Source organism: Lentiprolixibacter aurantiacus (genome assembly GCF_026241225.1).
In the GTDB taxonomy this organism is placed as follows: domain Bacteria; phylum Bacteroidota; class Bacteroidia; order Flavobacteriales; family Flavobacteriaceae; genus Lentiprolixibacter; species Lentiprolixibacter aurantiacus.
On record NZ_JAPFQP010000003.1, the window covers coordinates 1 to 14,068 of the forward strand.

A 14,068-nucleotide genomic window follows, 5' to 3' on the forward strand; every position below is an offset into this window, starting at 1 on the left:
TTACCAAATGCCCTGGGATTCGTCCCCGCTTCGTTAGTATAAGCGTTACTGAACACTGAAGTTACATTCGCAGCATCCTGAGTCGGCGCTGGTGCAGCCTCAGTTGGTTCAGTGGCCGTACCACCGCCGCCGCCACTGTAAAGCCTGAGATCATCAATGTAATAGGTCTCCGTAGTATTGGTGTTCAGTTCAAAGAACAGGATAATCCTGTCATACTTGCCACTCTCTGCAGCATCAAAATCAAAGGTAAGCTCCTCCCAGGCACTAGCTACCGTAGTAACTGCACCTATCTCAGTATTGATGCCTGCATCGGTCTTGTCCTCCAGTTTCAAAAGGACATTAGTGCCGGCAGTAGGCGCCCATACTTTCAACTTAAATCCTGAGTTGGTATTGAAATCAAACTTGGAATCAAAAACCAATTGGTTGTTGGCAAAAAGTGCTGAACCATTACGGTCAATCTGACCTACCTGACAAGACGGATTCACCGTATTTTCAAAATCAGGGTTCGCTACGTAACTATAGTTCGCATCATATGATTCAATTAAAGTCCCTGGATCAGTCTGGAAGGTGATATTGAGATCTGTAGCATTAAGGGACTGTTCTGTTTCAGCAGTACAGGTAGCTCCACCTGCTCCTCCATATAGCCTGAGGTCATCTATATAATAGGTAGATCCATCATTGGTATTAATATTAAAGAATAAGACAATTTTATCGAACTTATCACTGTCACCAGGAGCAAAATCAAAGGTCAGTTCTTCCCATGCATTGGCCGTAGTGGTTTCCACTCCGATCTCAACAAAGGTGTTACTGTTTGACTTGTCTTCCAGTTTTAAAAGTACAGGAGTACCCACAGCAGGCGCCCATACCTTGAGTTTAAAGCCTTCATTGGCGTTAAAATCAAGCTTAGCGTCCAGCTCAATCTGGTTGTTGGCAAATGGTAAATCAGGATTCCTTACAATTTGACCTACAAAACAAGATGAATTTACATCATTTCCTGTATCCGGATTGGCGATACGTGAAAAGGTTGTACCATCCTCAACAATGGCACTTCCAGGATCTGTCTCAAAATTCAGGTTGAAATCCGCTGCACTGAGGGACTGCCCTGTTTCTTCTGTACAATCTCCAGGCTCAGGCGGATCTACTACATCAACCGTTACTTCTACCTCATCCGTTGCCATATCAGACGCTCCTGAGGCATTGATTGCCTTAAGGGTTACTGTGTAGGTCCCGGAGGATCCGTATTTCTTCACAGGATTTATCTCAATAGAAGTAGTTCCGTCCCCGAAGTCCCATTCATATTTGGTTGCGTCTTCAGAGGTATTGATGAATTTTACCAGTCCGGTACCATCTTCAACGGTATAGGTGAAATTTGAAAATACCGTAGGTAATAAGCTTTCTACCTCTTCACATGCCCAGAATGCCAGGACAAGGATCAAGGATAACTTGCTTGCTGTTTTTAATAGTTGTTTCATAATATTTGATGTTAGTCTAGTCCGTTATATTTATAAACCCTCACATAATCCACGAGCATGCTTTGGGGGAAAACTGTTTCTGCATTAGGTGGTCCGTCGAAATTGCCTCCCACGGCCAAATTCAGGAGCATATAGAAAGGTCCCTTATCAAAAACCCAGGGGCCATCTATCTCCTCATCTTCAGGGGTGAATTGCTTGAACAATACATCGTCCACATAGAAATTGACGTATTGTGGTCCCCATTCCACGCCATAGACGTGAAATTCAGTATCCACGCGCTCGTTAACCAGGTCGTACTCCTTGAATGCCGGGTCATCGCCAAAATACCCATCTCTCGGGTTCTGAAGGCAGTTCAGATACGCATTATAGGCATCTGGCCCTTCAGTTGAAGGCGGCTCAACACATACATCAGGCGGACCGTGCAGCGCGGCACTAATTATTGAAGGCGTCCTTCCTTTATTCTCCATGATATCAATCTCACCAGCGCCAGGCCAGGGATTCGTATCAATATCTGCGCCGAGCATCCAGAAGGCCGGCCACATGCCCTGCCCGTAAGGCAATCGCATACGTGCTTCGAAGCGTCCGTACTGCTGTTCAAACTTTCCTTTGGTGGTCATGCGTGCAGAAGTATAGGAAGCTCCTTCGAATTGCTCTCTTTTTGCAGTGATTATTAAATATCCGTTACTAACGGTAGCGTTTTCGGGTCGGTAATACTGTAATTCATTATTACCCCAACCGTCTTCGTTAGGCCCTCTGCCTTGTTCCAATATCCATTTTCCAGGATTTGGTGGCCCGTCAACGTCAAACTCCTCGGCAAAGGTCAATTCAGTGAAATTCACCACTGTCTGGGTGCTTTCCGTTGCACATCCCATTCCAAGAAGGACAAGAACCAAAAACAGGGCTCGTTGGCTGAGCAAACTAAGTTTTTCCAATTTCATTTGATTTCCTTTTTTCATGGTTAATTTTTATCTGTAGAAATAAATATTGTCTAAGGTGAAGTTTGGACCGCCAACTAAAATCAGAGCTCCCAGATTATCCTTTTGAGAGGCTATGTCCCCTCCCAGCGGAATATCAAAGGAAGTCCATTCTCCAGGGGTTAGCCCCGTTAAAGTTGTCCTGAAATCCTTATCGTCTCCTATAGGGTTACCAGTATTAACATCTGTCTCAATTGTTTGATTAGCGCCAATATCCCTAATTTGAAGTCCTACTTCGGTTCCCGCCTCCTGTACAAATACATCAACATGTAAAGTAGTTAAGGCAGAAGCATCTATGGTATTATCGAAAATTATCCCCGTAAAATTGTTATTGAAGTAGGTTGCTACATTATCCCCATTGATGGTTAAAATTGTTGTTTCCGTAGTGGAACCTCCAAAACCTGGTGTAAAATTACTTTCCGTAGCATTGGCATACGCATCACTAAATATGGATTTCACGTCTTCGGCATCCCGGGCCGGAGGGGTTGGTGCAAAGGAAAACTCCCCTACTGTCAGTTCCAGGGAACCATTTGCCCTTACTCCTGCAAGGGTGGCTGTGATCTCTGTAACACCTTCTCCAATGGCGCTGATAATTCCAATCTCTGAAACCGATGCAACACTTGTATTGGAAGAAGTAAAGTCGAAATAAGCAGGTGCAGCAAAGACAGTTTCATTAACTCCATTGGCCAGGTTAAAGGTCTGTGTGGTGCCAGATATCTGCCTTTCGGTACCTACCAAATTCACACCTGTCCCGTCCACGCCATTGAAAATGGCAGGCTGGGGTTGGGCAATTGTACCTAATTTTTCAAATTTCAATTCATCGATCCAGAAGGTATAGCCATCACCATTGGCATCTGGCCCTTCCGCATACCAGAACATACCGGTTTCATCTACCAGTTTGCTCGGATCAGGGATGGGAATAATATATTTGGTCCACCCTGTACTGATCCTCAGGTCAAATTTGGTTACCAGGTATTTGCTTCCTGTTTCACGGTACGGGCTTTGCTCAAAGTCGTTACCAAAGCCAATAGCGCTGATGGTCTCAGCTTTGGAAGCTTTAGCCCAGAAGGTGAGTGCATCGTAGCCCGTAAGATCGCGTCCGCCATAATCGGGGAATATTGCCCCGGCAAAACCAAGGGATGTCCCCGGGTCAAAAGCATTGGGCACGTCAAAGCGCATAGAAGCCTCCCCTGAGTATTTCACATCCGTATCTACACTGAATGCATCAAATTTAGAACCTGCAAATGGAAGGTATTCCAGGCCGGCGCTAAAACCATCTATAAAGATATCCGGGTTATTGCCAAATTTGGCAAATTGTGCATCGTCACCGAAATCAAAGTCTCGCTCACAACCTACGCCTACAACAATAATCAGGCTGAGGAACAATGCGAGTCTTGAATATATTCGTTTTTCGTTTTTCATTTCTCTATTTTTTATTTCCCAATATTGATATGTACATAGGTTCTGATCTCCCATTCGTTACCGAATCCGAAACCAACAGGACTAATTATAGGATCTGTTGCGAATTCTTCTGCCTCATTTGGCAGGTAGCGGTTAGAATTTTCATCAAGTGTCCTCCAGGTACCACGTATACCTACCTGAGTGCTAGGCAGGATAAACCAGTCTGGTTTTCCAATGGTAGTAGAAATATCCAGCATCAACTGTACCGGGAAAGTCAGGTTAAAGTCCCTGTGGTAGTCAAATGGTCCCCAGTCGTTAATCTTGAAAGCATGCTGTACTTTAATGTTTTTATAGATCATCCTGATATCTGCACCAAGTCGCTCAAGTGTCCTTTCATCACTACCCGTAGACTGGGCATTTCCGAAATACATATTGGCAATCAGTCCAAAATCAGGCCCTAGCTTGGAAACGATCCTGGCATGGGTTTCCCAAAGGTCTTTGGCGGGCACCGAATTTGGGAAGGCAAACAACGTACGATCGCCCAGGAATCCGATGTGGGCATCCATTGCCGTTGGATGGTGCCTGAATACAAACCCCGCACTAACAGCCAGTGGGGCATCTTCCGCCCTGTCGTTATCCCATTCGTACATCCAGGTTCCGGGAGTTGGGTCCCAGGTAAGCAATAGCTCACCACCCATCATTTCACGGTTAGCCCTTACAGAGAATGGATCGTCCAGGATATTCCTCAAACGGCCCGGTCCCTGCACGTCATTAGGCATAGGCCCAACAATGGGTTTCTGCCACATGAAGTTGGGTGCGATTTGCACATTTCCGAATTGATAGGTAAAACCACTGAGGAAATTAGTCTGGTTACCACTTCCGGTATCCTTTAACTTCCAGCCGGTAAACGTTTTGGTCTGATCGTAACCACCACCGGCTACAAGGCCCATAACGGCACCCTGGGCATACCAGTTGAATTTCCCTTTAGAGTAGGTGATTTTAGCCTTACCACCCCAGTTATCGCGGGTATCTACTTTATCCGTAAATACCAGGTATTTTGTGTTGGTATCTGAAATTGGCTGGGTAGGAACAAAGTCGGGGTTATCCTCAGTGAACTGGAATTCACGCCCGTTGAGGGGTTCACCACCCCAGATTCCACCAACTTCAATCCCCAAATTGCCAAACTCTCGTTCTACATGGATGGTAGCCCGTCGTGTTCTGGGCATAGGCACCGCCAGTGAGGAAACAATAGTTCCAAAATCGTCAATATCCTCATGGAAGACACCGGTAATATTGTACTTTCCGAGTTCCCTTCTATATTTAACCAGCACTGCCGGGTTGGCTCCCCACCACAATTGAGGCCCGAAGGCAACTTTGAGCCCTTTGAAGACCCGTTTACCGTCTATTTCAAAACCACTGATCTCACCGTTATAGATGTCCAGGTTAGGTCCGTAGTTGGCTTCCGGATAGAGTCCGAAGAAGTCTCCTTCGTACCCCCAGTGATAGTGGCCTGTACGATAGAAGCCCCTCAAATCAAAACTTTTCGCTTTCCAATCGAAGGAGGCATTATAGACCTGAACCCGGGATACATCCGTAAGATCCAGAACTCCTTCATCAGTATTTACAGAAACGGTACGGCCCCTGTTTTCGTAGAATATTTCGTCTATGGGGTTAGTGGCAACATTACCCAGGATGTTCACATTTACATTGGCCCGCATATTCGCGGCTGGTTCACCTTCCACACCTACAAAATATGACTGCATATGATCGAAGCCAAGTTCACTAGGGAATTGTACTTCATCGGGATCCGCATTCTCCGGTGTGGTTATCAGGCTTCCTCCTGTATTGAATGTGGTAAACCTGGCCTGCAGGTTGCTAACCCTTACCATGCCTGTCTGCTCGCCTACCAGGGCCGCCTTATCCCCGCGGGCCTTAAGCACGGCATCCATCAGGTTGATGTTGCTGAAATAATTTTCAACAAAGTCTGCGGTCATTCCTTCAGCATAAGGGTCTAACTGATGAGCTTCTTTTAGCGCATAGTATGCGGCCCTGGGGAATAGCTGGTACAAACCGCGTGGATCTGTCTGCCCTTTGGCACAGATACCAAACCATTCCTCATTCATATTGTTCTCACCAGGGGCTAAATCAATAGCATAACCGCCATTGGCCCAGGAGGCGTTGTTGTCGTGCACATCTGCCCCTTCCCGGTCATTAAAACCATACTTCCACCAACCATCACTGAATTGGAAAGTGAAACCTCCGATGGAATTCTCTGCTTTGCCCAAACCGGCTGCATTGGCATAGATTTCCTTCCAGTTCCCTACCATATAATAGGCCTGGGACTTCTGGTCTTCAGAATTACTTATAGCATTGAAGGCATCTGCTCCAAATTCCGTAAACATTAAAGGCATGTCCAGTTTTTCCTTAACCACATCAAACATGTCGGTAAAGGAGACACCTCTGTAGGTATTGGTTCCATAGACGTCAACATCCTTGCATTCCTCGGCGATAATGTCAATAAAAAGAACATCACCGTTACAAATGGCTACCGGGTGGTTGCTGTCCATCCCTTTCATGAGTTTGGCAGCCTCGTTCATAAGCCTGTACATAGGGCGGCCACGTTTCTCTCCAATGAATTGCCTCTCCTGGTCGTCATCCGGAAAATCCTCGGTTTCAGCCCCGGCCCAGAAAAGTCCGTAGTTATTTTCATTCCCGAGCAGATACATTAAAAGTCCAGGGGTGTTTTTATAGTCCTTTACCAGGTTCTGCACTTCAGATAATAGAAATTCCTGGGTTTTCGGGTTGGAATAATCGGTGATCTCAATCCAAACTCCATCTATAGTGAGTCCATAGCGCCCGAAAGAGTGATTGAGCAAGGTATAGATGCCATAGTTTTCGTAAATATACCTGATCCATCTGGCAGGGACTCCGGTATATTGACGTATTACGTTTACGCCCATGTTTTTCAGCAGGGACATTTCAATATCCAGCCCGGCCTTGATAACATCATCTGATTTGTTCCAGAATCCTGCATTAACCGTGTTGGTGCCGATGGGAATATAATCCCAGTTCATACCATTGATCATAAATTCCTGCCCATTGACAATCAGTTTATGTCCATCCGAATTTTTTTGAACAGACACCTGATCTACCTGGGCAAATAATCCTGTACCAATGAAGAGAATTACTAAACTCAGCAATGTTTTTTTCATAGTATCTTAGTTTAAATTGAGCATTAGTTAGTTAATATGGCGCTCATCAATCAGAACCTTAGAAAACAGGGCGAATAGCACGAACCAGGGCTGGTCCATGAAATAACGAAAAGGTTGTAGTTGTGAAGCCATAGTTTTTGCTGCAGTGTTAAAGGTATCCTAATTGATTGTCAATTTCTCAAAAATGACCCCTACAAAAACTATACATGGCAAAATACTCGCTAATAATTGTCAAATTAATAAATACAGGGGCTTCAGGGTTGCCGGGGTTTTAGTTTAAAGGAGATGAGACGGGCAACCAATACTGATTGTATAGGTAATGTTGAGGTTGATTATGCCGGGTGAATAGGTAACTACAGTTGAAGAATGTAGTTTACCAGATTTTCGTCGTGATTTAAGTCCATCTTTTTTCTAAGGCGATAGCGCTTAATCTCCACACTTCTTGTTGAAATATGCAATAATTGAGCAATTTCTTTTGAAGAAAGGTTAAGCCTCAGGTAGGAACAAAGTCGGATGTCGTTTGGTGTTAAGTTGGGGTGAACACTTTTGAGCTTTCCCAGAAATTCACGATCTGCATTATTAAAGGCTTCCTGAAATAATTCCCAATCGTCGTCATGAGTGAGATTACGGTTAATTATTTCGATTAACTGGCGGGCATTCTCTTTACTATCAGATTCCAGCAATTGTTCCTTCACACGAGTTAAGAGCTCATTCTTTTTGATAATGCTCATGGTAGAAGCAGCCAGTTCATTGCTTTTATTTTTAAAGTCTTCTTTAAGCTGTTCATTCTTAAGTCGGACAATCTCGCGGTCCTTTTGAAGTTTTAGCAGCTTCATCTCCCGTTTATTGTCTTTCTCTAATTTTTTTTGTTGTCTTCGAAAATACAGAATATAGGTCCGGTGTATGAACAGTAAAAGAAGTATACCAACAATGGAATATATAACTAACATGTAATTCAATAAGTACCAGGGCCTGTTGATTCGGAATTCGTAAGTGGCTGTATTGGCGGACAGGTTATTCCCGATCCTCGCCCTTACCTTAAAGGTGTAATCTCCATAGGGCAGGTTTTCAAATGAGGCCATAGCCTCCTCTGACCAGGCAGACCATTCGGGGTACATACCCAGCAATTGATATTGGTATTTGGGCCTAATATATTTGGAGTACTCAGCCACATAAAAACTAAATGCAACATAATTATCTTCAGGGTCAAATTCTCCAGTGTTATTTGGGTTTACTGTTGTCGCGCCTGAGAAACCAGTCCTTCCGTTACCCTTTTTCACGCCTTCAATAACCACATTAAAATTACCTTCATCCTCATAGCTAATATCTGCGGTCAGGTATCCCGAACTTGTTCCGAACAGGAAGTTCCCGGTCTCGTTGGGCATGGCAATCACACTTTCATACCCCATAATACCATTTCTGTCCTTATCCGCCAGGGGTATGGTGTTAATAATGGGCGTATTCCCGAAACTATCCATAGCAATATATTGGATACCGGATTTAGTAAATACCCATAAAAGGTCATTTCCCTCATCTACGTTGAGTTTGCCGGATACATAGGTATCCTTTGTATAAGCCTTGCTAAGAAGACTGTCTCTGGAAAAGGTGCCGGTGTCAAAGTCATATGCAAAAATCCCGGCAGAGCAACCATAAATCAACTGATCCTGATATTTGACCATGCCTGAATTGTGGCAGATAAGTGTTGTATCTGTGGTTACCTCACTGGCCGTTCTGTATTGTTCATCCACCTTCACCCGGAATACACCTTTGTATTCGTGGTTTACGAAGACCTCCCCTTTAAACGCCTCAAAATACCTGGAAGAATTATCAAAACCCTCAATCTTATTCCTCAGCCCCCAATTGTCCCCTGATTTACTCAATACATACAAACCATCGTAATTGCCCTGAAGCAAAAGTCCCCGCTCTCCGGGTATACGGCCAACTTTCCAGGTTCCCGGAATTTGCAGGATACGCCTTGCCCGGTCACCTTCCACAACAAAAGTCCCGGTATGGTGCCCGCAAAAGAGGGTGCCATCAATCATATTTAGCGACCATACCTGTCCCTGTGTGCCAGGGATAAGCTGAAACTCCCCCTGAGCATGTAGATTACGGTAGAATAATCCCTGGTTGGTGCCCAAGTAAAGAATATCTTCCTTAACAGCAGCCGCGTATATACTACCTACAACCCCCCGGTTATCACGAAATACCCGGAAAGGAGATTTAAGGTTTACATAGGCAATTCCGTTATCCAGGCCCAGCCATAAGTTTTGGTCCATATCCTGAAAAAGTGCCAGAACAGTATTGTTGCGTAGTCCCTTTATCTCGTCAATTTTGTAAACTACTCTACCCCTGTCGTCAAGTATAAGCAAACCATTGGAGATAGTTCCCAGGGCTATATGCCCGTCTTCCATTTGCAGGGCACTATAAATGCTGATCTCATCGAAAAGGGATTCATCTGGCGTACTCCATTTTTCCAGCGAACTCCCTGCCATCTGATAGAAACCGTTGTTACGAGTTAATAAAATGACATTCTCCTCGATTTCAAATAAGGAAACTATTTCGTCCTGTTGAACTGGCTCATCATCATGCAGGAGTATCTCATCTCCGTTTTCTACTTTATAGAGCCCCTGCCCCATTTTCTGGAAGTAAACCTGCTGACCTATGGCAAATACTTTGGGAATTCTGCTTTCGGAATCAATTATGGAAAAGGTAGCGCTTGATTTATTGTAGACATAGATACGGTTGAGGGACTGAAACAAAAGGTAGCCGTTAACCGGAAGGATAGTCCAGAACTCCTCGTCTTCAACCAATTGATTTTTTATGGAGTGGGAAAGGCTTTTATACTGTAATATCCCGAAATCATCCGGTTCCCAGTATCCGAATTCCATATAGCAACCAGTGTATATGCGATTATCATCTACATAGACCGAGCGCATTATGGAACCATTGGGAGAGGGGTATGAAATCCATTTAGCTCCGTTGTAAACCAGCAACCCTTCATTGTTGGCTACAAAAATTCGCTTGTCTGCAGCCTGAGAGATGGCCCAGTTCTGATTTTCCGCAGCGTAATCGGCAGGTGCAAAGTTCTGGACAGGAGGAAGTTCCTGTGCCTCAATGCCTGTAAAACAAATCAGGACTATGAACAGGGATCTGAAGAATATTTTCATAGCATGCCACCAGGGTAAGTTTAAAATCCCGGTAATTCAATGGGAAGTTAAGAAAAAGCAGCTAAAGTAAGGCTATAGAGTACCCTAATGGCCTGTATTCCGGATGTAGCACCATATCAGATTTCAAAAGTCAGGCCCATACTTAGCAAGGAAGAATACTCGCTGTCTCCGGCAGGTGTCAGGCTATTCAGGAAATAGTTGAACAAACCGGAAAATTTCAATTTTTTGGTAATGGGAACCTCGGCCTTGAATTGCTGCAATATTCTATAATTATTGAAATCACGATATAAAGGTTGATAATAAATGGTATTGGTAAGGTCGAGGCGATTATCGGCAAGGCTGATCGAAACTGACAGGTAGGAACTGTTACGGTGGTTGTATAGCTTCAGGCCAAAATCATCGCTTTCTTCAACCTCATACATATAGGAATTCCCCATGTACGCTTTTATATCGTCCGTGGAAATAAATTTCAAGCGAATGCCAGCCCCCAGGAGGTTGCGGGAATTGATAGAGAGCAGTTCATTGTTCTGACTCTGCACAAAACCTTCCAGTCTCACTAAATCCGAAAGTTTCTGGTTGTATCGGACGTGAAAGAACCAGGAGTTCTGAAAATCCTGGGCCCTACTGCGGGCAAGGTTAAAATTGCCTATAAAATAAAGGATCCCTTTGTAGTTTTTAGTTTTCCACTGGGTAGATAAACCACTGCCAACCTGAAGGAGGTAGGCACCATCATTGTCGGAGTAACTGAACCAAAGGTCCGACTTCAAGACAAAGCGCAGTGAATCGGTCTGCATGCGCCTGGATTCAATGTTGACCAGCTGGCTTAATAGAATTGAATGCCATAAAAAGGCAAGTAAAAATAGGAATGTGCTCAGGGTTGGTTTCAAAATCAGTTTTGTTTTGATTGGCTGGAATTAAAGGTATTGTTTTTCCCTCATTTTCCCCGCAGGCCTTTACAAAAACCGGAAAAACAGGAATATTGGGTGACTTAAGTTACACAGTCAAAGGTATTTATATGAATATGATAATTGTCATGAAAATCACACAAATATGGGCTTAATTTCGAGCACAATTAAACAACAGAAGTAATATCCATGGAAACACTTACACCCGTAAAAGCCCGAGTATTTAAATTCGGAAACAAACAAGCAGACGGAAATGGAACAATGCGCAATCTCCTGGGAGGAAAGGGCGCAAACCTGGCAGAAATGAGCGCCATAGGCATTCCGGTGCCCCCTGGCTTTACAATAACCACAGAAGTATGTACAGAGTACAACGATCTTGGAAAGGAGACCGTAGTAGGCTACCTTAAAGATGAGGTCACGGAAGCCGTCCGGGAGATAGAAATGCAGATGGGAACTAAATGGGGCGATACCAACAACCCCCTTTTATTATCCGTAAGGTCGGGAGCCCGGGTATCCATGCCGGGAATGATGGACACCGTACTCAATCTGGGATTAAATGACGAGGCCGTAATTGGTCTGGCCAAAAAAACAGGAAATGAACGTTTTGCGTGGGATTCCTACCGCAGGTTTATTCAGATGTATGCCGGTGTGGTAATGGGGATGAAACCAGAATCCAAGGATGATGTGGATCCCTTTGAAGAAGTCATCGATAACCTCAAAGAGAAACGACATATTGAACTGGACACCCAATTTACCGTTCAGGATTTGCAGGATCTTGTATTCGACTTTAAAGACATCATAAACAAACGCACGGGCAGGCAATTCCCAACAGATCCCTGGGAGCAACTCTGGGGTGCTGTAACAGCCGTATTTGATAGCTGGAATGGGGCACGGGCGTTGTATTATCGAAAGATCCATGGGTATCCGGCCGACTGGGGAACTGCGGTGAATGTACAGGCCATGGTATTTGGCAATATGGGGAATGACTCCGCCACAGGTGTATGCTTTACCCGGGATGCGGGAAGTGGTGAGAACGTATTTAACGGGGAATACCTGATCAACGCCCAGGGCGAAGATGTGGTAGCCGGAGTACGTACACCTCAGCAAATTACCAAACTTGGATCCCAGCGTTGGGCAGAACTGGCGCAGGTATCTGAGGCCGACAGGAAAAAGGAATATCCTTCCCTGGAAGAGATCATGCCTGAAATGTATCAGGAACTGGATGGGTATCAAAAGACCCTGGAGGCCCATTACCGGGATATGCAGGATATGGAATTTACCATTCAGAAAGGTAAATTATGGATACTGCAGACCCGTAACGGGAAGCGCACAGGGGCTGCCATGGTGAAAATTGCCGTGGATTTAATGAAAGAAGGCGTTATCAGCGAGACTGAAGCTCTGATGCGCATGGAGCCTAATAAACTGGATGAGTTGTTGCACCCTGTTTTCGATACGAAAACCATAAACCAGGAAGATATTATTGCACAGGGGTTACCAGCCTCTCCCGGAGCGGCAACCGGTCAGGTTGTATTTTTTGCCGACGAGGCTGGCAAGTACAAAAATACGATCCTTGCCCGTATCGAAACTTCCCCTGAGGACCTTGAAGGGATTAACATCGCCAAGGGTATCCTTACCGCCAGGGGCGGTATGACCTCCCACGCGGCGGTTGTTGCTAGAGGACTGGGGAAATGCTGTGTATCCGGTGCCGGTGCAGTAAAGATCGATTACAAGAACAGGAAATTTGAAGTAGACGGTCGCGTATTCCAGGAAGGCGACTGGATCTCTCTGAACGGATCAACAGGTAACATCATTGACGGCAAAGTACCTACCAAGGAACCCGAACTCAGCGGTGAATTTGGCGAAATCATGGCGTTGGCAGATAAATACCGAAAAATGCAGGTAAGGACCAATGCAGATACCCCTAAAGATTCTAAAGTGGCCAGGACATTTGGCGCGGAAGGTATTGGGTTAACCCGAACCGAGCATATGTTCTTTGAAGGAGATCGTATTGTTGCTATGCGTGAAATGATCCTCGCCAGTACGGAAAAAGGTAGAAAAAAGGCATTAACTAAATTACTGCCCATGCAGCGGGGAGATTTTGAGGCCATTTTCGAGGCTATGGAAGGCTTGCCCGTAACGATACGATTACTGGATCCACCCTTGCACGAGTTTATACCTCACCAATTAGCGGCTCAAAAGGAAGTAGCAGATCAGCTGCATATTTCTGTGGCTGCGGTAACCAGCAAGGTGGCTGAGTTGCACGAATTTAACCCGATGATGGGACACAGGGGATGCCGACTGGGGAATACCTACCCGGAAATTACAGAAATGCAGGCCACAGCCATAATTGAGGCAGCGCTGAACCTTAAGAAAAGAGGCGTAAAGGCAAGACCTGAAATTATGGTGCCCCTTGTAGGTACGGTAAGCGAATTCCTGGAGCAAAAACGAATAATTCAGGAGACCGCGGAACAGGTTTTTGCCAAGCGAAAAGACCGCATTGATTATTCTATAGGAACCATGATTGAAATCCCACGTGCAGCGCTTATTGCAGATAAGATCGCAGCGCATGCCGATTTCTTCTCCTTTGGAACCAATGACCTTACCCAGATGACCTACGGTTATTCACGGGATGATGCCGGCAAGTTCCTGGGCATATACCAGAACAAGGGCTTGCTTACTTCTGATCCGTTTGAGATCCTGGATCAGGAAGGCGTTGGACAACTGGTCACCATGGGTGCTGAGCGCGGAAGGGCTACCAAGCCAAACCTCAAGGTAGGTATTTGCGGGGAGCACGGTGGAGAACCCAACTCCGTGGCTTTCTGTCACCGAAACAAGCTGAATTATGTAAGCTGTTCACCTTTCAGAGTACCTATTGCACGTGTAGCAGCGGCGCAGGCGGCTATTGCAGAGGAACAGGCTTAGGGCTTCGTTTTTGTA

Annotated in this window: 7 protein-coding genes; 1 reads left to right on the forward strand and 6 read right to left on the reverse strand. The window is 45.2% G+C overall.

What is annotated here, in order from left to right; translation table 11 throughout:
* From OO016_RS14440 to OO016_RS09505, 6 genes are all read right to left on the reverse strand, one after another.
* Positions 1–1,472: PKD domain-containing protein (locus OO016_RS14440; protein ID WP_304608103.1), on the reverse strand; the 1,472-nt coding region annotated here is incomplete at its 3' end.
* A gap of 11 nt (positions 1,473–1,483) precedes the next feature.
* The gene (locus tag OO016_RS09485; RefSeq protein ID WP_266012978.1) at positions 1,484–2,428 is read right to left on the reverse strand and encodes a glycoside hydrolase family 16 protein; all 945 of its coding nucleotides are present in this window, start codon (positions 2,426–2,428) and stop codon (positions 1,484–1,486) included.
* A gap of 9 nt (positions 2,429–2,437) precedes the next feature.
* Positions 2,438–3,868 carry a glycosyl hydrolase family 16 gene (locus OO016_RS09490; protein WP_266012980.1) on the reverse strand — a complete coding sequence of 477 codons (1,431 nt, stop codon included), beginning with the start codon at positions 3,866–3,868 and terminating at the stop codon, positions 2,438–2,440.
* Positions 3,869–3,879: 11 nt separating this feature from the next.
* Entirely contained in the window at positions 3,880–7,059 is a 3,180-nt protein-coding gene (locus tag OO016_RS09495; RefSeq protein WP_266012982.1) for a glycoside hydrolase family 2 TIM barrel-domain containing protein, read from the reverse strand.
* Positions 7,060–7,412: 353 nt separating this feature from the next.
* Positions 7,413–10,226, reverse strand: a complete 2,814-nt coding sequence (locus OO016_RS09500) for a helix-turn-helix and ligand-binding sensor domain-containing protein (protein WP_266012984.1) — start codon at positions 10,224–10,226, stop codon at positions 7,413–7,415.
* Between the two features lie 116 nt (positions 10,227–10,342).
* On the reverse strand, positions 10,343–11,113 hold the full coding sequence (locus OO016_RS09505; RefSeq protein ID WP_266012987.1) for a DUF481 domain-containing protein: 771 nt from the start codon (positions 11,111–11,113) through the stop codon (positions 10,343–10,345).
* Between the two features lie 207 nt (positions 11,114–11,320).
* On the opposite strand from OO016_RS09505, the gene ppdK reads away from it, so the two are divergent.
* On the forward strand, positions 11,321–14,053 hold the full coding sequence (ppdK, locus tag OO016_RS09510) for a pyruvate, phosphate dikinase (protein ID WP_266012990.1): 2,733 nt from the start codon (positions 11,321–11,323) through the stop codon (positions 14,051–14,053).
* Positions 14,054–14,068: the final 15 nt, after the last annotated feature.

Coding starts and splice junctions, on each gene's coding strand:
- OO016_RS09485 (WP_266012978.1), bottom strand. CDS start 2,428: ATGAAAAAAGGAAATCAAATGAAATTGGAAAAACTTAGTTTGCTCAGC.
- OO016_RS09490 (WP_266012980.1), bottom strand. CDS start 3,868: ATGAAAAACGAAAAACGAATATATTCAAGACTCGCATTGTTCCTCAGC.
- OO016_RS09495 (WP_266012982.1), bottom strand. CDS start 7,059: ATGAAAAAAACATTGCTGAGTTTAGTAATTCTCTTCATTGGTACAGGA.
- OO016_RS09500 (WP_266012984.1), bottom strand. CDS start 10,226: ATGAAAATATTCTTCAGATCCCTGTTCATAGTCCTGATTTGTTTTACA.
- ppdK (WP_266012990.1), top strand. CDS start 11,321: ATGGAAACACTTACACCCGTAAAAGCCCGAGTATTTAAATTCGGAAAC.